Here is a 17,716-nt window from a genome sequence, read left to right on the forward strand (position 1 = left end):
TTCTCCTGCAAGGATGCCGGTTTCCGCCTCTATGGCCTGCCGGTGACAGCACCGTGACGGGCCGGCCGAGGCAGGCGGGCTATTTCCGCCACTTGTCGAGGCTGACCACCTCGGCGCCGCCCTTGGGGCCCTCCTCTCCCGGCTCCTCGGGCGCGGGGTCGGCCTCGTCCTCCTCGTCCTCCTCTTCCTCGTGGTTCTCGAAGCGCAGGCCGAATTCGACCGACGGGTCCACGAAGGTGCGCAGGGCGTCGAAAGGAATGTAGAGCGGCTCGGGAGAGTTGCCGAAATTCAGCGTGATGCGGAAACCCTCGGGCGTGACCTCGAGATCATCGAACCAGTGCTGGATGACGATGGTCATCTCCTCGGGATAGCGCTCGCGCAGCCAGTCGGCCATCTCGACATCCGAATCACGGGTGTCGAAGGTGATGAAGAAATGATGCTCGCCCGGCAGCCCGTCGCTGGCCACGGATTGCAGCACCTCGGCGATCAGCCGCTGCATGGCCCGGTGCATCATTCCGCCGTAATCTATTCCGCGTGCCATGGCGTCCTCCGTCGTGATTGGGGGTCAGCATAGGGAATTGAGGCGGCTTGAAAAGCCCCTAGCGCCGCTGCCGGGCACCGCTGCCGGCCGGCTTCTTCGTTGCCCGAATACTCGGAAAGCCGCGCCGGAAGCGCGGCCGCAAAGCCATGGGCCCAAAGGGGATCAAGGGGGAAAGATGGCGCGGTTGACGGGGCTCGAACCCGCGACCCCCGGCGTGACAGGCCGGTACTCTAACCAACTGAGCTACAACCGCGCATCTTTTCGGCGATATATGGTGGTGGTGGCGCGGTTGACGGGGCTCGAACCCGCGACCCCCGGCGTGACAGGCCGGTACTCTAACCAACTGAGCTACAACCGCGCAGACCACTTCCCCCGGATCGCCGTCCGGGGTGCGAGGGGGTTTACGCACGGGGGCGGGTGGCGTCAAGGCCGATCTTGACCGATCTTGCGCAAAAATGAAGGGGCGCCCCGAAAGGCGCCCCCAAGACCGGGAAAACAAGACAGGCAGGCCCTATTTCCGCACGGTCTTCTCGTCGAAATCGGGCAGCGCCTCCAACTCGGCCTTGGTGTAGTTGGTGGCGAAGAAGGTGTCGTTGCCCACCGTGATCAGGTGGATGGCATCCACGCCCAGCAGCACTTTCTTGGCGCCGATGCCCAGGAAACCGCCGATATCGGCGATATAGCCGACGACCTGGCCCGAATCGTCCAGCACGATGTCGTTGACCTTGGCGATGTCCTGCCATTCGGCCGGGCGCTCCTCGACCTGCGGATCCACCCATTCGGTGGTCGAGGGCTGGTTGGTGGTCCAGATGCGCCGGCTGGTGACCCAGCTCGACAGCACGCCGGGATCGGCTTCCGAGATCGCCGGGGCCTTCACGTCGGGCGGCGTGACCGGCGCCTCGGCGGCCGCGTCCTCGGCGGCGGCAGCGGCATCGTCCGCCGCGGCAGCCGCGTCGTCGGCAGCGCCAGCGGCATCGTCGGCGGCGCCGGCGGCGGTATCGGCGGCCTGCTCGCCCATGCCGGCGGCGGCATCGGCGGCGTCATCCGCAGCCTCGGCAGCGGCGTCGCCCGCCTCGGCGGCCGCATCCGCGGCGGTGTCGGCGGCCTCGGTCGCGGCGGTGCCGGTTTCGTCGGCGGCCTGCTCGGCGGCCTGTCCGGCCTGCTCGGCAGCGCCCTCGGCAGCGGTGGCGGCGTCCTGGGCCTGCTCGGCCGGCATCGCCGGCGGCGTGGCGGTCTCGGTCTGCGCGAAGGCCGCGCCCGCCAAAGCCAGGGTGGTGGCGGCAATGACAAGAGGTTTCATGGACGATGTCCTTTCCGGTTGTCTTTCGTCACGGACGGCTTGGGCGCCGTCTCATGGCAGGCAAACGCCGCCATTCCCGGCATCGTTCCCCGGTTCCCGCCCCGCGAACAGGCAGAAGGCGGAAATCCGCCGGCGGGAAAAACCGCGCCGATTCAACGGCCCGGCGGGTGGCTGATCCGGCCGCCGCAGACCGGGCCCGGCGCGCCGGTGGTGCCGGGCCCCGAGGTCGGCAGCCCGCGCAGCACCCGCACGGCGAGCCAGCCGAAGGCCTGCGCCTCGAGCATGTCGCCGTCGAGCCCCGCCGCCTCGACCGGGGCGACGCGGACCGGCAGCCGCGCCGCCAGCGCCGCCATCATCGCCGCGTTATGGCGGCCGCCGCCGCAAACCAGCACCAGTTCCGGCGCCCGGTCCAGCGCCGCCAGCCCGGCCGCCACCGCAGCCGCCGCGGCATGGGTCAGCGTCGCCGCCGCATCGGCATCGGACAGGCCCGCCACCTCGGCCGCCAGCGCCGGGAAGGCGTCGCGGTCCAGCGATTTCGGCAGAGCCCGGGCGAAATGCGGATGGTCCAGGAAGCGGGCGATCACCGCCGCGTCCGGCTGGCCCAGCAGGGCGAGCCGCCCACCCTCGTCCCGCGCCAGCCCGCGCCGGGCGCGCATCAGGTCGTTCACCGGCGCATTGGCCGGGCCGGTGTCGAAGGCGACGCAGGCCCCCGGCGCCTCGGGCGCGCCGGCGGCGGGATCGACGAAGGTCAGGTTGCCGACGCCGCCCAGGTTCAGGAACCCGACCGGAATGCGCGGCAAAAGCCCCTGCCCCATCGCCCATTCGGCGCAGGCCCAGTGGAAGAAGGGCGCCAGCGGCGCCCCCTCGCCGCCCTGGCGCACGTCCTCGGAGCGGAAATCCCAGACCACCGGCCGGCCCAGCCGCCGCGCCAGCGCCGCGCCGCAGCCGGCCTGGTGGGTGCCGCGCCCGGCAGGATCATGCGCCAGGGTCTGGCCGTGATAGCCGACCAGCTCCGTCTCGGGGAAGGCTTCGGCCAGCGCGGCATGGGCGGCGACCGACAGCTCGGCCGCCTCGGCCACGTCCGGCCCGCCCGGCCATTGCCCCAGCGCCGCGTGCAGGAGGCCCGATTCATTGCCGGAATAGGCGCGATAGGCGCTGCGGCCGAAACCGGCGATGCGCGTCCCGTCGGTCTCGATCATCGCCGCGTCCACCCCGTCCAGCGAGGTTCCCGACATCATCCCCAGCGCCCGGATCATCCTGCTTTCCCTTTTCATGCCCCAACGGTATATCCGCGCCATTCGAAAGGAACAGCCCATGACCTACCGTGCCAAATCCGATTTCCTGAACGTGATGATCGAACGCGGCTATCTGGCGGACTGCACCGACATGCAGGCGCTGGACGAAGCCCTGATCAACGGCCCGGTCACGGCATATATCGGTTATGACGCGACGGCGGCCAGCCTGCATGTGGGCCACCTGCTGAACATCATGATGCTGCGCTGGTTCCAGAAGACCGGCAACCGCCCGATCACCCTGATGGGCGGCGGCACCACCAAGGTCGGCGACCCCAGTTTCCGCAGCGAAGAGCGGCCGCTGCTGACCCCGGACGCGATCCGGTCGAACATCGACGGCATGCAGCAGGTCTTCGCCCGCTATCTCGATTACGGCGATGGCCGCGCGGCGATGCTCAACAACGCCGAATGGCTGGACAGCCTGAACTACCTGGATTTCCTGCGCGACATCGGCCGGCATTTCAGCGTCAACCGGATGCTGAGCTTCGAATCGGTCAAGTCGCGGCTGGACCGCGAGCAATCGCTGAGCTTCCTCGAATTCAACTACATGATCCTGCAGGCCTATGACTTCCTCGAGCTTTACCGGCGCTATGATTGCCGGCTGCAGATGGGCGGCTCGGACCAGTGGGGCAATATCGTCAACGGCATCGACCTGACGCGCCGGGTGCTGGATGCCGAGATCTGGGGCCTGACCTCGCCGCTTCTGACCACCTCGGACGGCCGCAAGATGGGCAAGTCGGCCGGCGGTGCGGTCTGGCTGAACGGCGCCATGCTGTCGCCCTATGAGTTCTGGCAGTTCTGGCGCAACACCACCGATGCCGATGTCGGCCGGTTCCTGAAGCTCTATACCGAGCTGCCGGTCGAGGAATGCGACCGCCTGGGCCGGCTTTCAGGCTCCGAGATCAACGCCGCCAAGATCATTCTGGCCAACGCGGTAACGACGCTCCTGCACGGCGCCGAGGCGGCGGCATCGGCCGAGGCGACCGCGCGCGAGGTCTTCGAGCAGGGCGGCGCCGGCGGCGATCTGGAGGTGGTGACCATCGCCGCCGACGCGCTGGCCGGCGGGCTGACCGTGGTGCAGCTGCTGGCGCAGACCGGCATCACCGCCTCGGGGAAAGAGGCCAAGCGCCTGATCGCCGAGGGCGGGTTGCGGCTGAACAACGAGGCCGTGTCCGACCCCCAGTTTGCCGTGGATGCGGCACTGATCGGCGACGGGATGAAGATCTCGGTCGGCAAGAAGAAGCACCGCATGGTGCAGGTGGGGTGAGAAAGGGGCCGGCGGGGAAGCGCCGGCCTTTTTCGTTCCCGGAGAGGTGGTTTCCGCGTCTCTTATGTTTCCGCGTCTCTTATAGCGCCAGTTCAGCGGACAAAGGGCCGTTCAATCCTAAGAAGAATATCATGGGAACCTTGCCGGTCCGGATGGCGTTCCCAATTCGCCTGACCCGAAGAGGACAAATGGCGCTGCATAGGATCTACACCTTCCTGCTGACCGCAGATCTCGTTGCTGCCGAAGCCTGGTATGCGAAATTATTTGGTCGCGGACCAAGTAACAGGCCGATGGACTCGCTGGTGCAATGGGAGCTGTTCGATCAGGCCGGGGTGGGGCTTTCAACCGACGCTGAAATCGCCAGCACAGGGGCGCTATTCCTTATCGTGGACGATGTGGCGGTCGAGCGCCGTCGGTTGCATAGCCTGGGGATCGTACTGGGCGACGACATCGAGGGCGACTATTCGACGCTGGCGCAAGTGCGCGATCCCGACGGCAACCTCATCACGCTCGCGACGCGACCGTCGCCGAGCTATCCGCCGGCATAGGCACGTTGGAAAAGCAAAACAGCCCGGGCGTGAAACGAACGAGCCAATGCGCCCGCGAGGCGGGCCGAGGCACTGCGCATTGGCTGAGATGGTGGCAGGCGGAAACAAGGGCGGAAGCTGCCGAGTGACCGTTTTGGGGTCCTTGACCACCACACCGCCATCCGCCCCCTCACCCGCCCTGCCACGCCCGCACCGCGTCCATCGGCCAAAGCAGCATCAGCACGTTCAGCGCCAGCCCGTCGCGGATCAGCCAGGCGGTCAGCGCCTCGAAACCGATCACCATGGCGACCGAGGCCCAGACCGGCAACCGCGCCGCCAGCGCAAAGCCCAGCACCATCGCCAGAATGTCCGCGACCGAATTGATCACGCTGTCGCCATAATAGTCCAGCGAGATGGTCACCGCGCGGTAGCGTTCGATGATGGCGTCGGAATTCTCGACGATCTCCCAGGCGGCTTCGACCAGCGTCGCGATCGTCAGCCGCCAGCCGAAAGGCAGGCGCCGCGCCACCAGCCACAAGCCGGCATAGAACAGCAGCCCGTGGATGACATGCGACGGCGTATACCAGTCGGCGAGATGCTGCGAATTCTCAGAGCTCATCGTCTCGCCATGCCACAGCTTGACGAAGCCGCATCTGCAGATCGGCTCTCGCCCGATCCAGAGCAGCCAGGCGGCGGCCAGGAGGATGATGAGGAAGGTCGCCCAGAAAGCGGCAGATCGGCGCGTGAACATGATGATGGGTCCTGAAATCATTGCTGCAAGGCGCTGTCCATGGCCCGCAGGCTAGCCCGTGCGCAGCGCCGCCGCCATCACCCGGTCCAGCGCTTGCAGAAACCGTGTCCGCTCGGCCTTGCCGAAGCCGCCGCCGCGGCCCTGGTGAAAGGGATCGGCGGCGCGGATGTCCTGCATCAGGTCGCGGGTCGCCAACCGCGGGCCGATATTGGCCGGCGTCAGCACCTCGCCGTCCGGCTGCACGACCTGCGCGCCGGCCTTGAGGCAGCGGTCGGCCAGCGGCAGGTCGGTGGTGACCACCACGTCGCCCGGCCCGCAATGCGCGGCGATCCACTTGTCGGCCTCGTCCGGGCCATCCGGCACGATCCGCAAGGACACGAAAGGATTGGCCGGCGGCCGCAGCCCGCCATTGCAGACCAGCACCATCGGCACGCGCAGCCGGGTCGCGACCCGCTCGGCCTCGGGTTTGACCGGGCAGGCATCGGCGTCGATGTAAAGCGTCGTCATGCGGGGCCTCGTCGAAGAAAAGCCCCGCGCAGAGCGCGGGGCTTCGGGGTCGGACGGCGGGATTATTCCGCGACCGTCACCTTGACCATGTAGTCGGGCTCGACCACGGCACCGTTCGCGGCCGGATCGCCCTTCTTGACGGCGTTCAGCACCTCCCAGCCATCGACCAGCTGGCCGACCACGGTATATTGCCCGTCCAGGAAGGTCGCCGGCGCCAGGTCGATGAAGAACTGGCTGTTGGCGCTGTCCGGATCCTGCGAGCGCGCCATGCCCACGGTGCCGGCCTGGAAGCTGACATCGTTGAACTCGGCCGGCAGGTCCGGCATGTTCGAGCCGCCCATGCCCGCCCGCGCGGTATCGCCGCCATGTTTGCCGAACTCCACGTCGCCGGTCTGCGCCATGAACCCGTCGATGACCCGATGGAACACCACCCCGTCATAGGCGCCGGATTTTGCCAGCGTCATCAGCCGCTCGACATGTTTCGGCGCCTTGTCGTTATAAAGATCCAGCACGATCTTGCCCTTGGCCGCGCCCTTGGCGTCGGCGACCTCGATCACCAGGTTCGGGCCGGGCCCGTCGGTGACGCCCGGCAGGCCCTCGGCCAGCACCGGATGGGCGGCCGCGCCGGCGACCAGCAGCAGGGCAGAGGCCAGCAGCTTATTCAGCATCGGCCGCCACCTTCACCGAGATCATCCGGTCGGGATTCGCCGGCGGCTCGCCGCGGACGATCTTGTCGACATGTTCCATGCCCTCGATGACGCGGCCATAGACGGTATACTGGCCGTTCAGGAAATGGTTGTCCTTGAAGTTGATGAAGAACTGGCTGTTGGCCGAGTTCGGGTTCATCGACCGCGCCGCGCCCAGCGTGCCGCGGTCATGCGGCAGGCGCGAGAACTCGGCCGGCAGGTCCGGCAGGTCCGAACCGCCGGTGCCGGCCCGGCCGGGGTTGTAGTTGTTTTCCATGTTGGCATGTTCCACGTCGCCGGTCTGGGCCATGAAACCCTCGATCACGCGGTGGAAAGCCACGTTGTCGTATTTCCCCGCCCGGGCCAGTTCCTTCATGCGCTCGGCATGTTTGGGGGCGACATCGGGCAGCAGCTCGATCACCACCGGGCCGTCCTTCAGCTCGATGATGACCGTGTTTTCGGGATCCTTGATCTCGGCCATGGGGGTCTCCTTCTGATGGCTTGGGCAAAGGCATAAGCATTTCGTCCCGCCCATACAACGCCGCCATTGCCCCCGGCGGTTCGTCGCCGTCCATGATTGCGGGGCCGGTTGACGAAAATGTCATGATGCGGGAAAACCCGCGCACGGGCGCCGGAGCCCATCAGGAAAGGGACGAGGACATGACGGATTTCAACACGATCGACGACCTGGAGCTTGACGGCAAGGTGGTGCTTGTCCGCGTGGACGTGAACGTCCCGGTCGAGGATGGCCAGGTCACCGACGCCACCCGGATCGAAAAGATCGTGCCGACCGTCAAGGACATCCAGGCCCGGGGCGGCATCCCGGTGCTGCTGGCGCATTTCGACCGCCCCAAGGGCCAGCGCGTCGAGTCGATGAGCCTGAAGGTGGTGGTCCCGGCGCTGGAGAAGGCACTCGGCCAGCCGGTGAAATTCGCCGAGGAGGCCATCGGCGGCCCGGCCAAGCGCGCCGTGGCCGATCTGGCCAAGGGCGACGTGCTGCTGCTGGAGAACACCCGCTTCTATCCGGGCGAGGAAACCAACGACGCGACCTTCGCCGCCTCGCTGGCGGCGCTGGGTCAGGCCTATGTGAACGACGCCTTCTCGGCCGCGCACCGGGCACATGCCTCGACCGAGGGCATCGCGCGGCTGCTGCCCGCCGCCGCCGGCCGGCTGATGGAGGCGGAGCTGAAGGCGCTGGACGCCGCGCTCGGCAATCCGCAGCGCCCGGTGGTGGCGGTGGTCGGCGGCGCCAAGGTCTCGACCAAGCTCGACCTGCTCGGCAACCTGATCGAGCAGGTGGATCACCTGGTGATCGGCGGCGGCATGGCCAATACCTTCCTGGTGGCGCAGGATGTCGAGGTCGGCAAGTCGCTGGCCGAACGCGACATGGCCGGCACGGCCCGCGACATCCTCGAAAAGGCCGGCAAGACCGGCTGCACCATCCACCTGCCGGTGGACGTGGTGGTGGCGCGCGAGTTCAAGGCCGGCGCCGCCAGCGAGACGGTGACCGCCGACGCCTGCCCGGCCGATGCGATGATCCTCGATGCCGGCCCGGCGACGGTGGCGAAGATCCGCGAGGTCTTCGAGACCTGCCGCACGCTGATCTGGAACGGCCCGCTCGGCGCCTTCGAGATCCCGCCGTTCGACGCCGCGACCAATGCCGCCGCGCGGGAAGCGGCGCGGCTCACGCGCGAAGGCAAGCTGATCTCGGTCGCCGGCGGCGGCGACACCGTGGCGGCGCTGAACAAGGCCGGGGTCTCGGGCGATTTCACCTTCATCTCGACCGCCGGCGGCGCCTTCCTGGAATGGATGGAGGGCAAGGAACTGCCCGGCGTGGCGGCGCTGCAGAAGCGCTGAACTCCGGTCGCAAGGAACGGAAAAAAGGGGCCCTGCGGGCCCCTTTTGACATTCCGGGACCCGCGGGATGCCGCGCCGGCGACGCCGCGGCCCTTATCCGTTCGCTTGCGTGCCTGCCTGCCCTGCCGGCGCGGGCGCGGGCGCGGGCGAAGTCACGGCCGGAGGCGCGTTACGCTCGATATCCTTCGAGTCGGTGTCCAGAAACAGGATGAAGAGAAAGGTTCCGATCGAGATCACGAACGCCAGTCCCAGGACCAGGAAGAACGGCCGGTTCTGACGGATCTGCTCGGGGATGCCTGCGGGATCTTCGTTTGCCATCGGCATGTCCTCCCGATTGCGACGCAGGATCAACGCATGACGGAAGCGTCAGGTTCCCGTTAGCGCAACCGCAATTGCCCTTGCCGGCGGGTCTGCTAATCAGCCCGCATTCAGAAATGGAGTTCCCGATGCAGATGACCGAGACCGTCCGCAAGATCCTCGCCCATTACGAGGGCGAAGCGCCGGGTGTGAAGGCCCAGCTGGCCCGCATGCTGATGACCGGCAAGCTGGCCGGCACCGGCAAGATGATCATCCTGCCGGTGGACCAGGGCTTCGAACACGGCCCGGCGCGCAGCTTCGCCCCGAACCCGGCCGGCTACGACCCGCATTACCATTACCAGCTGGCCATCGACGCGGGGCTGAACGCCTATGCCGCGCCGCTGGGCATGATCGAGGCGGGCGCCGACACCTTCGCCGGCCAGATCCCGACCATCCTCAAGGTGAACTCGGCCAATTCGCTGATGTCGGACACCGCCGGCAAGAACCAGGCGATCACCGCCTCGGTGGACGATGCGCTGCGGCTGGGCTGCTCGGCCATCGGCTTCACCATCTACCCGGGCTCGGACATGGCGCTCGACATGATCGAGGAGATCGTCGAGATGCGCAAGGAAGCCGCCGCCAAGGGCGTGGCGACGGTGGTTTGGTCCTATCCGCGCGGCGAGGCGATCAGCAAGGACGGCGAGACCGCCATCGACATCGCCGCCTATGCCGCCCAGATCGCGGCGCTGATCGGCGCGCATGTCATCAAGATCAAGCTCTCCACGGACCACCTGATGCTGCCGGAAGCGAAAAAGGTCTACGAGGCCAAGGGCATCGACATCTCGACCCAGGCCAAGCGCGTCGCGCATTGCATGCAGTCGGCCTTCAACGGCCGCCGCATCGTGGTGTTCTCGGGCGGCGCCGCCAAGGGCGCGGACGCGGTCTATGACGATGCCCGCGCCATCCGCGACGGCGGCGGCAACGGCTCGATCATCGGCCGCAACAGCTTCCAGCGCTCGCGCGAGGATGCGCTGGACATGCTGCAGAAGCTGGTCGACATCTACCTGGGCAAGGCCTGATTGCCGTGGGGCTCTGCCCCACATCCCCGGGGTATTTTCCCAACGAAGAAGGGCGTCCGGTGCGGGCGCCCTTTTCCTTTCGGGCCGGACCGCCTAAGTTCCGGGCGACGGACAGAAGGATGGGTGCATGTCGTTTTTCTCGAAGCTGCGCGACCGGCTGACGCGGTCCTCGTCGAAGATCGGCGACGGGCTGGACGAGATCGTCTCGGAAGGCGCGGACGCGAAAACGCCGGCCGCCCCCGCACCCGAACCGGCGGCGCAGCCGGCCCCGGTGCCAGAGGCCCAGCCGGCCGACGATGCCGCCGCGCGGCCGGGGATGCTGGGCCGGATCTTCGGCCGCGCGCCCGTCCCGGCCGAGCCGCGCCGCGAGCTGGACGACGCCATGCTGGAAGAGCTGGAGGAGATGCTGATCCAGGCCGATATGGGCGTCGAGACGGCGCTGCGCGTCACCGCCAATATCGCCGAGGGCCGCATGGGCCGCCGCATCTCGGCCACCGAGCTGAAGGAGCTGCTGGCCGGCGAGATCGCCCGCATCATGACCCCGGTCGCGAAGCCGCTGCCGATCTATCCCAAACGGCCGCAGGTGGTGCTGGTGGTGGGCGTCAACGGCTCGGGCAAGACGACCACCATCGGCAAGCTCGCCAGCCAGTTCAAGGCGGCGGGCAAGAAGGTGGTGATCGCGGCCGGCGACACCTTCCGCGCCGCCGCCGTCGAACAATTGCAGGTCTGGGGAAGCCGCGCCGGCGTGCCGGTGATGACCGCGCCCGAGGGCTCGGACCCCGCCAGCCTCGCCTTCGACGCCATGACCCGGGCCGAGGCCGAGGGCGCCGACCTTCTGATGATCGACACCGCCGGCCGCTTGCAGAACCGGCAGGACCTGATGGAGGAGCTGGCCAAGATCGTCCGGGTCATCCGCAAGAAGGATCCGTCCGCCCCGCACAATACCCTGCTGGTGCTGGACGCCACCACCGGCCAGAACGCCCTGAGCCAGGTCGAGACCTTCCAGAAGCTCGCCGATGTCTCGGGCCTGGTCATGACCAAGCTCGACGGCACCGCGCGCGGCGGCGTGCTGGTGGCGCTGGCCGACCGTTTCGGCCTGCCGATCCATGCCATCGGCGTCGGCGAGCAGATCGACGATCTCGACGCTTTCGACGCCCGCGACTTCGCGCGGGCGCTGGTCGGGCTCGACTGAAGCTTTCTCTGTTTTTCAAATACCCATGCGGCCGCGCGACCGGCGCGGCCGTCACGGCTTGACGAGATGCGCGTCCGTCCGGGTGTCCTCGGCCGGCGCGACATTGCCCGCCGCATCGGCCTGCGGCTCGACCACGTCCTGCGGCGGCGTGAAGGGCGCGGTCAGCTCGGCGCTTCCGGCCTGCTTGTCGTAGATGCAGACGTAGCGATCCACCCCGCCATCGGCCAGCGTGGTGATCAGCAGCGCCGCGCCGTAGCTTTCCGAGCCGAAGGGATTGACCTCGATCGCCGTCTCGCCCGTTTCGGGGGCAAGCGCGCTGCAGGCGGTCTCGACATCCTGGCGGAACTGCTCCCAGGCATCCTCGGAGGAGGCCAGCGCGGGGGTGGCGACAAGGGCGATCAGCAGGATGGGCAGGCGGCGCATCGGTTTCCTCCGGTTGTGGTTGCCAAGGGGAACGCCCCTGCCCCGCCGCAGGTTTCTAGAGCCCGAGCCGCGCCGCGAAATCCCGCACCTCGGCCGCGTCCCCCGCCGCCAGCGAGCGCAAGAGCGTCGCCTGCGAACGCAGGATCGGTTCCTCGCCGATGATCTTCAGGTGGTTCGCCCGCAGCGTCTCGCCGGACGAGGTGATGTCGGCGATGGCCTCGGCGGTCAGGTTGGCCACCGTGCCCTCGGTCGCGCCCTGGCTGTCGACCAGTTGGTAATCCGCCACCTCCTGCGCCGACAGCCAGGCGCGCACCAGCCGGTGATACTTGGTGGCGATGCGCAGGCGGAAGCCGTGCTCGGCGCGGAAATCGCGGGCGATGGTGGCGAAATCGTCCAGGCTGTCGCAATCCGACCAGCAGGCGGGCACGGCCAGGATCAGGTCGGCATGGCCGAAGCCCATCGGCGCCAGCTCCTCGACATGGCTGCGCCAGCCGGCGAGCTTTTCCCGGATCAGGTCGGTGCCGGTCACGCCCAGATGGATGCGCCCGGCCATCAGCTCGCGCGGGATCTCGCCGGCCGAGAGCAGCACCAGCGCCACGTTTCCGACCCCGTCCACCCGTCCGGCATATTCCCGGTCCGAGCCGGCGCGCGACAGGGTCACGCCGCGGTCGGCGAACCAGTCAAAACACTGCTCCATCAGCCGCCCCTTGGACGGCACGCCCAGCCGGATCATGCCAGCCCCCCCAGTTCATGCACCAGACCCGGCCGGATGATGCCGCCCACCGCCGGGATCGAGCGGCCCTGCGCCTGGCCCAGAACCGCCGCCAGCGCGTCGTAGCGGCCGCCCGAGGCGACGGGCGGCCAGTCCTCGCGCCCGGCCGCGGCGAAGCTGAAGGTCATGCCGTCGTAATATTCCATCGTGTGCCGGCCGTGGCTGGCGGCGAAATGCACGGCGCCCACGTCGATGCCGCGCGCCGACAGCGCCGCGAGGTTGCGCTCCAGCCGGTCCACCGCCGCGGCGATGTCGGGGATCTCGGCGGCCAGGTCGCGCAGCTGCCGCAACGCCTCGGGGGCCGGGGCCTCGATGGCGAACAGCCGCTCCAGCCGCTCGACCCATTGCGGCGGCAGCGGCGCCTCGACGGCGTCGCTGCGCAGCCGGTCGATGCGCGCCTGCATCTCGGCCGGCGAACGCAGCCCGGTCCAGGGCGCGCCGGTTTCCGGAAAGCGCCGCGGCGCGGCCGGCGCGGCAAAGCGCGCCAGCGCCTTGGCAAAGCGCCGCGGCCGCCAGATGTGGTGCAAGAGCGCCGCGCGGCGCGCACCGGATAGCGGCAGGGCGCGCACCGCGTCCATCAGCAGATCCATATCGCCCATGCTGGCCTGCAGCTTCAGCGGCGCGAGGATGTCGTGAAACAGCGCGAACACCTCGGCATCGGCCTCGGGATCGCGGGCGAAAAGCTCGAAACCGGCCTGCAGATATTCGTTGTCGCGCGGATGCTCGGAGCGGGTCTCGCCATGGTCCTGCTTGCGGAACACCTCGCCCAGATAGCAATAGCGCGCCGGCTCGGCGCCACTGGCCATGTGCATCTGCACCACCGGCACGGTGAAGTCGGGGCGCAGCATCATCTCGCCGCGGATCGGATCCTGGGTCACATAGGCGCGGGCGCGGATGTCCTCGCCGTAAAGGTCCAGCAGCGTCTCGGCCGGCAGCAGCAGGTCGGGCGCGACCTCCTCGGCGCCGGCGGCGCGGAAGGCGGCAAGGATCTGCTGGCCGATGGCCTGTTTCTCGCGCTTGCTCATCCGAGGATGCGCCGGACTTCCGCGACCAGATCGGCACGGGCGACCTCTGTCTGGGCGGGCTGGGCCTTCCATTCCTCGTGGCTGGCCTGGGCCGCGAGTTTCGCGCCAAGGATCAGGTCCTTGACCTGCACCACGCCGCGCGCCGCCTCGTCGCCGCCCTGGATGACGGCGACCGGGGCGTCGCGCTTGTCGGCATATTTCAACTGGTTGCCGAAGTTCTTCGGATTGCCCAGATAGACCTCGGCGCGGATGCCGGCGGCGCGCAGCTCGGCGGCCATGGCCTGGTAATCGGCCATGCGCTCGCGATCCATGACGGTGACGACGACCGGGCCCCGCGCCTCGCTGCCCGTCAGCCCCTTGGCGCGCAGGGCGGCCAGCAGCCGGTCCACGCCGATGGAAACGCCCGTCGCCGGCACCTTCTGGCCGGTGAAGCGTTCCACCAACCCGTCATAGCGGCCGCCGCCGGCGACCGAGCCGAACTGGCGCTTGCGGCCCTTGTCGTCGAGAATTTCAAAGGTCAGCTCGGCCTCGAAGACCGGGCCGGTGTAATAGCCGAGGCCGCGCACGATCGAGGGGTCGATCACCGCCCGATCCTCGTCCACGCCCATGGCGGCGAGCATCCGGGCGATCTGCGCCAGTTCCTCGACGCCCTCGGCGCCCGTGGCCGAGGCGCCGACGGCGGCGCGCAGGTTCGAGAGCGTGTCGGCGTTGTCCGCGCCCTTGGAGGTCAGGAAGGCCAGCACCGACCCCGCCTGTTCGGGCGAAAGGCCCACGCCCTCGATGAAGGCGCCGGAGTCGTCCTTGCGCCCGGCGGTGAGCAGCTGGCGCACGCCGTCTTCGCCGACCTTGTCGAACTTGTCGATGGTGCGCAGCACGTCGTCGGCCGGCTTGCCCTCGGCGACGCCCATGGCTTCCAGGATGCCGTTCAGCACCTTGCGGTTGTTGATGCGGATCAGGTAGTCGCCGCGGGCGATGCCGGCATGTTCCAGCGCCGCCGCCAGCATGGCGCAGATCTCGGCATCCGCGGCGACCGAGGCCGAGCCCACGGTATCGGCATCGCATTGGTAGAACTGCCGGAAGCGTCCGGGTCCGGGCTTCTCGTTGCGCCAGACCGGGCCCATGGCATAGCGGCGATAAGGCGAGGGCAGGTCGTTGCGGAACTGCGCCGCGACGCGGGCCAGCGGCGCGGTCAGGTCATAGCGCAACGCCAGCCAGTCGCCGGCGCCGCCGCCCGGAACCTCGGCCTCTTGCCAGGCGAAGACCCCGGCATTGGGGCGGTCCACGTCGGGCAGGAACTTGCCCAGCGCCTCGACGGTTTCGACGGCACTGGTTTCGAGCGGCTCGAAGCCGTGGCGATGATAGATCTCGGCGATGCGGTCGAGCATCTGCTTGCGCTCGGTCACGTCTGCGCCGAAATAGTCGCGGAACCCCTTGGGCGTCTCGGCCTTGGGACGGGGCTGTTTCTTCTGATCTTTCGCCATGGTTTGCCTCGGGCTTTTCCAGGCGCGGGTCTAGCGGATGGAGGATGGATGGACAAGCAGACGCAGGAACGGATCGAGCGGCTGGAGGAGGCCGTGGCCTATCTGGCGCGCACGGTCGAGGATCTGTCGGGCATCGTGGCCCGGCAGGAAAGCGAATTCGCCCGGCTGGCGCGGCATGTCGGCATGCTGATGGAGCGCGAGGCGGAACGCGAGAGCGAGACGGGCGTGGTGCCGCTGGCCGACCAGCGGCCGCCGCATTGGTGAGGGCCGGAGGGGCGCTGCCCCTCGCCCCCGTGCCGGGGGCTCACCCCGGGGTATTGGGAAAACGGTGAAATCAGCGGCTGGCCGGGCCGAGGCGCGGGCCGGCGGGGGCCGGGGCCGGCGGCGCGGTCAGCGGCGGCTCGGCGGCGCGGGCGCGGCTATGGTTGCCGGGCGCGGCCAGCGGCGCGGGCTTGGGCGTGGCCCGCATCGGCTGGCTGAAGGGGCCGCGCGCCGGTTGCTGGCCGGCATCGGCCGGGGTTTCCGCGGCTGCGGGTTCTGCTGCGGCAGGTTCCGCGGCGGCGGGCTGCGGGTCGGCCGCGGTGGCGGGCAGGGGAAGCTGCTGTCGGCCCGGCGCGGCCAGGGCGCGGCGGAAGATCAGCAGGTTGTGATAGACCGTGGTGCGGCTGGTCAGGCCCGAGCGTTCCTCGGCCGGCAAGGTCTCGGCCCGGACATAGTCCCAGCCGTCGCGGGCCATGTCGTTCAGCACATCGGTCAGGGTGGCGGCGAAGCGCTCGATCCCGGATTTCGCGCCCCGGCTCTTTTCGCCGCGGGCGGGTGCGGGGATGACGGTGTATTCGTAGCTGCTCATGCGGATGCCTTTCCTTTGATCCGGAGGTTAGGCGAGATGGCCTGCCAAGGGAAGCGGGCCGCGCAACGCCGGCGCGCGTTGCGGGCCGCACAAATTCGGGAGCGGCGGGAAAAAACACCGGCAAATGCCGGGGTTTTCGCGGTGACCGGCATGCACGGACCGTACACCGGGCGTACACCGGCCGTCGAACACCGGCCCCGCAGGACGGGACCGGCCGCGGCAGGCGGGACGCCCGTCAGCCGCCCAGCTTCTTCGCCACCAGTTCGTTCACCGCCGCCGGGTTGGCCTTGCCGCCGGTGGCCTTCAGCACCTGGCCGACGAACCAGCCGGCCAGCTTGGGATTGGCCTTGGCCTTTTCCACCTGCGCCGGGTTCGCGGCAATGATCTCGTCCACCGCCGCCTCGATGGCGCCGAGGTCGGTGACCTGCTTCATGCCGCGCGCTTCCACGATCCCGGCCGGGTCGCCGCCCTCGGTCCAGAGGATCTCGAACAGATCCTTGGCGATCTTGCCCGAGATCGCCCCCGAACCGATCAGGTCGATCACCCCGCCGAGCTGGGCGGCGGAAACCGGCGCCGTCTCGACCGTCAGGCCTTCCTTGTTCAACCGGCCGAACAGCTCGTTGATGACCCAGTTCGCCGCCATCTTGCCGTCGCGGCCGGCGGCCACCTGTTCGAAATAGTCGGCGCTTTCCACCTCGGCGGTCAGCACGCCGGCATCGTATTCCGACAGGCCGAGTTCCTTGACGAAGCGCGCCTTCTTCTCGTCGGGCAGTTCCGGCATGACGGCGGCGATGCCGTCCACCCAGCCCTGCTCGATCTCGAGCGGCAGCAGGTCGGGGTCGGGGAAATAGCGGTAGTCGTGGGCTTCCTCTTTCGAGCGCATCGAGCGGGTCTCGCCGCGGTCGGGGTCGTAGAGCCGGGTTTCCTGCACCACCTTGCCGCCATCCTCGATGATGGCAATCTGGCGGCGGGCCTCGTATTCGATGGCCTGCTGGATGAAGCGCAGCGAGTTCATGTTCTTGATCTCGCAGCGGGTGCCGAGATGGCTGAAATCCTGGGTCTCCTGGTAACGCTCATAGGCGCCGGGGGCGCAGACCGAGACGTTCACGTCGGCGCGCAGGCTGCCGTTCTGCATGTTGCCGTCGCAGGTGCCCAGATAGCGCATGATCTGGCGCAGCTTGGCGACATAGGCCGCCGCCTCCTCGGGACCGCGGATGTCGGGACGCGAGACGATCTCCATCAGCGCGACGCCAGTGCGGTTCAGGTCCACGAAGCTCATGTTCGGGTCCATGTCGTGGATCGACTTGCCGGCATCCTGTTCCAGGTGGATGCGCTCGATGCGGACGCGACGGGCGATGCCGGGGGCCATGTCCACGATCACCTCGCCCTCGCCGACGATCGGGTGATAGAGCTGGCTGATCTGGTAGCCCTGCGGCAGGTCGGGATAGAAATAATTCTTGCGGTCGAAGGCCGAGGTCAGGTTGATCGCCGCCTTGAGGCCGAGGCCGGTCTTGACCGCCTGCGCCACGCAGAATTCGTTGATCACCGGCAGCATCCCCGGCATGGCGGCGTCGACGAAGGAGACATGGCTGTTCGGCTCGGCCCCGAAGCCGGTCGAGGCGCCCGAGAACAGCTTGGCGTTCGAGGCGACCTGGGCATGGACCTCCAGCCCGATGACCAGTTCCCAGTCCTGTTTCGCACCCTGAATGGTCTTCGGTTCCGGGGCGGTATAGGTCAGATGGTCGAGCATGGCATTTTCCCTGGCAAGGTTGCCCCGCCTTTTAGGGGCTTGGCGCCCGCCCGGCAAGGCCCGGCCCGTGGCGCGGCGACCCTGGGTATCTGCGCAACGACGAAGCCGGGGCCCCCCGA

20 protein-coding genes and 2 tRNA genes are annotated in these 17,716 nt (G+C 68.5%); 6 read left to right on the forward strand and 16 right to left on the reverse strand.

What is annotated here, in order from left to right:
- Window positions 1-79: 79 nt before the first annotated feature.
- From NBE95_RS11865 to NBE95_RS11885, 5 genes are all read right to left on the reverse strand, one after another.
- A complete protein-coding gene (locus tag NBE95_RS11865) occupies window positions 80-541 on the reverse strand; it encodes a ClpXP protease specificity-enhancing factor SspB (protein WP_019352027.1) in 462 nt (153 codons plus the stop codon).
- 176 nt (window positions 542-717) lie between these two features.
- Window positions 718-794, reverse strand: a tRNA-Asp gene (locus tag NBE95_RS11870).
- A 28-nt stretch (window positions 795-822) separates the two neighbouring features.
- Window positions 823-899 (reverse strand) — tRNA-Asp (locus tag NBE95_RS11875).
- Window positions 900-1,052: 153 nt separating this feature from the next.
- Window positions 1,053-1,841, reverse strand: a complete 789-nt coding sequence (locus NBE95_RS11880; RefSeq protein ID WP_289895650.1) for a PRC-barrel domain-containing protein — start codon at window positions 1,839-1,841, stop codon at window positions 1,053-1,055.
- Between the two features lie 152 nt (window positions 1,842-1,993).
- Window positions 1,994-3,097 (reverse strand): anhydro-N-acetylmuramic acid kinase, encoded by a 1,104-nt coding sequence (locus NBE95_RS11885; RefSeq protein ID WP_289895651.1) that lies wholly within the window; start codon window positions 3,095-3,097, stop codon window positions 1,994-1,996.
- Between the two features lie 58 nt (window positions 3,098-3,155).
- On the opposite strand from NBE95_RS11885, the gene tyrS reads away from it, so the two are divergent.
- The gene (tyrS, locus tag NBE95_RS11890) at window positions 3,156-4,400 is read left to right on the forward strand and encodes a tyrosine--tRNA ligase (protein ID WP_289895652.1); all 1,245 of its coding nucleotides are present in this window, start codon (window positions 3,156-3,158) and stop codon (window positions 4,398-4,400) included.
- A gap of 131 nt (window positions 4,401-4,531) precedes the next feature.
- Window positions 4,532-4,948, forward strand: a complete 417-nt coding sequence (locus NBE95_RS11895; RefSeq protein WP_289895653.1) for a hypothetical protein — start codon at window positions 4,532-4,534, stop codon at window positions 4,946-4,948.
- 169 nt (window positions 4,949-5,117) lie between these two features.
- Here the strand turns inward: NBE95_RS11895 and NBE95_RS11900 are convergent, their stop codons facing one another.
- The 4 genes from NBE95_RS11900 to NBE95_RS11915 form a co-directional block, all read right to left on the reverse strand.
- Window positions 5,118-5,678 (reverse strand): DUF2585 domain-containing protein, encoded by a 561-nt coding sequence (locus NBE95_RS11900; protein ID WP_289895654.1) that lies wholly within the window; start codon window positions 5,676-5,678, stop codon window positions 5,118-5,120.
- 51 nt (window positions 5,679-5,729) lie between these two features.
- Complete coding sequence (locus NBE95_RS11905) at window positions 5,730-6,185, reverse strand: YaiI/YqxD family protein (RefSeq protein ID WP_289895655.1); 456 nt, start codon at window positions 6,183-6,185, stop codon at window positions 5,730-5,732.
- A gap of 62 nt (window positions 6,186-6,247) precedes the next feature.
- Window positions 6,248-6,853, reverse strand: a complete 606-nt coding sequence (locus NBE95_RS11910; protein WP_289895656.1) for a peptidylprolyl isomerase — start codon at window positions 6,851-6,853, stop codon at window positions 6,248-6,250.
- Window positions 6,843-7,352, reverse strand: coding sequence for a peptidylprolyl isomerase (locus NBE95_RS11915; RefSeq protein WP_289895657.1), 510 nt, complete (start codon window positions 7,350-7,352; stop codon window positions 6,843-6,845). Before NBE95_RS11915 ends, NBE95_RS11910 begins: the two co-directional genes overlap by 11 nt.
- A 179-nt stretch (window positions 7,353-7,531) precedes the next feature.
- Here NBE95_RS11915 and NBE95_RS11920 point away from each other — a divergent pair, with 179 nt between their 5' ends.
- Window positions 7,532-8,728, forward strand: coding sequence for a phosphoglycerate kinase (locus NBE95_RS11920; RefSeq protein WP_289895658.1), 1,197 nt, complete (start codon window positions 7,532-7,534; stop codon window positions 8,726-8,728).
- A 93-nt stretch (window positions 8,729-8,821) separates the two neighbouring features.
- Here the strand turns inward: NBE95_RS11920 and NBE95_RS11925 are convergent, their stop codons facing one another.
- Window positions 8,822-9,046 (reverse strand): hypothetical protein, encoded by a 225-nt coding sequence (locus NBE95_RS11925; RefSeq protein ID WP_289895659.1) that lies wholly within the window; start codon window positions 9,044-9,046, stop codon window positions 8,822-8,824.
- Between the two features lie 128 nt (window positions 9,047-9,174).
- Between NBE95_RS11925 and NBE95_RS11930 the strand changes: the two genes are divergently transcribed.
- Both NBE95_RS11930 and ftsY read left to right on the forward strand, forming a co-directional pair.
- Complete coding sequence (locus tag NBE95_RS11930; protein ID WP_289895660.1) at window positions 9,175-10,104, forward strand: class I fructose-bisphosphate aldolase; 930 nt, start codon at window positions 9,175-9,177, stop codon at window positions 10,102-10,104.
- A gap of 127 nt (window positions 10,105-10,231) precedes the next feature.
- On the forward strand, window positions 10,232-11,296 hold the full coding sequence (ftsY, locus tag NBE95_RS11935) for a signal recognition particle-docking protein FtsY (RefSeq protein WP_289895661.1): 1,065 nt from the start codon (window positions 10,232-10,234) through the stop codon (window positions 11,294-11,296).
- Between the two features lie 51 nt (window positions 11,297-11,347).
- Here ftsY and NBE95_RS11940 read toward each other — a convergent pair whose 3' ends face one another.
- Genes NBE95_RS11940 through hisS form a run of 4 tightly spaced genes read right to left on the reverse strand, consistent with a single transcriptional unit; the run spans window position 11,348 to window position 14,997 of the window.
- Complete coding sequence (locus tag NBE95_RS11940; RefSeq protein ID WP_289895662.1) at window positions 11,348-11,719, reverse strand: hypothetical protein; 372 nt, start codon at window positions 11,717-11,719, stop codon at window positions 11,348-11,350.
- 55 nt (window positions 11,720-11,774) lie between these two features.
- Window positions 11,775-12,452, reverse strand: a complete 678-nt coding sequence (hisG, locus tag NBE95_RS11945; protein WP_289895663.1) for an ATP phosphoribosyltransferase — start codon at window positions 12,450-12,452, stop codon at window positions 11,775-11,777.
- Window positions 12,449-13,516 (reverse strand): ATP phosphoribosyltransferase regulatory subunit, encoded by a 1,068-nt coding sequence (locus tag NBE95_RS11950; RefSeq protein WP_289895664.1) that lies wholly within the window; start codon window positions 13,514-13,516, stop codon window positions 12,449-12,451. Before NBE95_RS11950 ends, hisG begins: the two co-directional genes overlap by 4 nt.
- Window positions 13,513-14,997 (reverse strand): histidine--tRNA ligase, encoded by a 1,485-nt coding sequence (gene hisS, locus NBE95_RS11955; protein WP_289895665.1) that lies wholly within the window; start codon window positions 14,995-14,997, stop codon window positions 13,513-13,515. The genes NBE95_RS11950 and hisS overlap by 4 nt, the downstream gene beginning before the upstream one ends.
- Before the next feature lie 48 nt (window positions 14,998-15,045).
- Here hisS and NBE95_RS11960 point away from each other — a divergent pair, with 48 nt between their 5' ends.
- Window positions 15,046-15,261 (forward strand): SlyX family protein, encoded by a 216-nt coding sequence (locus NBE95_RS11960; RefSeq protein WP_289895666.1) that lies wholly within the window; start codon window positions 15,046-15,048, stop codon window positions 15,259-15,261.
- 70 nt (window positions 15,262-15,331) lie between these two features.
- On the opposite strand, the gene NBE95_RS11965 is transcribed toward NBE95_RS11960, so the two are convergent.
- Window positions 15,332-15,847 (reverse strand): DUF4177 domain-containing protein, encoded by a 516-nt coding sequence (locus NBE95_RS11965; RefSeq protein WP_289895667.1) that lies wholly within the window; start codon window positions 15,845-15,847, stop codon window positions 15,332-15,334.
- Window positions 15,848-16,082: 235 nt separating this feature from the next.
- Complete coding sequence (gene gatB, locus NBE95_RS11970) at window positions 16,083-17,597, reverse strand: Asp-tRNA(Asn)/Glu-tRNA(Gln) amidotransferase subunit GatB (protein ID WP_289895668.1); 1,515 nt, start codon at window positions 17,595-17,597, stop codon at window positions 16,083-16,085.
- Between the last annotated feature and the right edge of the window lie 119 nt (window positions 17,598-17,716).

This window comes from Paracoccus sp. TOH (assembly GCF_030388245.1).
In the GTDB taxonomy this organism is placed as follows: domain Bacteria; phylum Pseudomonadota; class Alphaproteobacteria; order Rhodobacterales; family Rhodobacteraceae; genus Paracoccus; species Paracoccus simplex.

Excerpts from the sequence above, each read along its gene's own strand:
- NBE95_RS11915 (WP_289895657.1), bottom strand. The coding sequence starts at position 7,352 with ATGGCCGAGATCAAGGATCCCGAAAACACGGTCATCATCGAGCTGAAG.
- NBE95_RS11930 (WP_289895660.1), top strand. The coding sequence starts at position 9,175 with ATGCAGATGACCGAGACCGTCCGCAAGATCCTCGCCCATTACGAGGGC.
- NBE95_RS11920 (WP_289895658.1), top strand. The coding sequence starts at position 7,532 with ATGACGGATTTCAACACGATCGACGACCTGGAGCTTGACGGCAAGGTG.
- NBE95_RS11865 (WP_019352027.1), bottom strand. The coding sequence starts at position 541 with ATGGCACGCGGAATAGATTACGGCGGAATGATGCACCGGGCCATGCAG.
- hisS (WP_289895665.1), bottom strand. The coding sequence starts at position 14,997 with ATGGCGAAAGATCAGAAGAAACAGCCCCGTCCCAAGGCCGAGACGCCC.
- NBE95_RS11925 (WP_289895659.1), bottom strand. The coding sequence starts at position 9,046 with ATGGCAAACGAAGATCCCGCAGGCATCCCCGAGCAGATCCGTCAGAAC.
- hisG (WP_289895663.1), bottom strand. The coding sequence starts at position 12,452 with ATGATCCGGCTGGGCGTGCCGTCCAAGGGGCGGCTGATGGAGCAGTGT.
- tyrS (WP_289895652.1), top strand. The coding sequence starts at position 3,156 with ATGACCTACCGTGCCAAATCCGATTTCCTGAACGTGATGATCGAACGC.
- NBE95_RS11940 (WP_289895662.1), bottom strand. The coding sequence starts at position 11,719 with ATGCGCCGCCTGCCCATCCTGCTGATCGCCCTTGTCGCCACCCCCGCG.
- NBE95_RS11885 (WP_289895651.1), bottom strand. The coding sequence starts at position 3,097 with ATGATCCGGGCGCTGGGGATGATGTCGGGAACCTCGCTGGACGGGGTG.
- gatB (WP_289895668.1), bottom strand. The coding sequence starts at position 17,597 with ATGCTCGACCATCTGACCTATACCGCCCCGGAACCGAAGACCATTCAG.
- NBE95_RS11900 (WP_289895654.1), bottom strand. The coding sequence starts at position 5,678 with ATGTTCACGCGCCGATCTGCCGCTTTCTGGGCGACCTTCCTCATCATC.
- NBE95_RS11880 (WP_289895650.1), bottom strand. The coding sequence starts at position 1,841 with ATGAAACCTCTTGTCATTGCCGCCACCACCCTGGCTTTGGCGGGCGCG.
- NBE95_RS11910 (WP_289895656.1), bottom strand. The coding sequence starts at position 6,853 with ATGCTGAATAAGCTGCTGGCCTCTGCCCTGCTGCTGGTCGCCGGCGCG.
- NBE95_RS11965 (WP_289895667.1), bottom strand. The coding sequence starts at position 15,847 with ATGAGCAGCTACGAATACACCGTCATCCCCGCACCCGCCCGCGGCGAA.
- NBE95_RS11905 (WP_289895655.1), bottom strand. The coding sequence starts at position 6,185 with ATGACGACGCTTTACATCGACGCCGATGCCTGCCCGGTCAAACCCGAG.
- NBE95_RS11950 (WP_289895664.1), bottom strand. The coding sequence starts at position 13,516 with ATGAGCAAGCGCGAGAAACAGGCCATCGGCCAGCAGATCCTTGCCGCC.
- ftsY (WP_289895661.1), top strand. The coding sequence starts at position 10,232 with ATGTCGTTTTTCTCGAAGCTGCGCGACCGGCTGACGCGGTCCTCGTCG.
- NBE95_RS11895 (WP_289895653.1), top strand. The coding sequence starts at position 4,532 with ATGGGAACCTTGCCGGTCCGGATGGCGTTCCCAATTCGCCTGACCCGA.
- NBE95_RS11960 (WP_289895666.1), top strand. The coding sequence starts at position 15,046 with ATGGACAAGCAGACGCAGGAACGGATCGAGCGGCTGGAGGAGGCCGTG.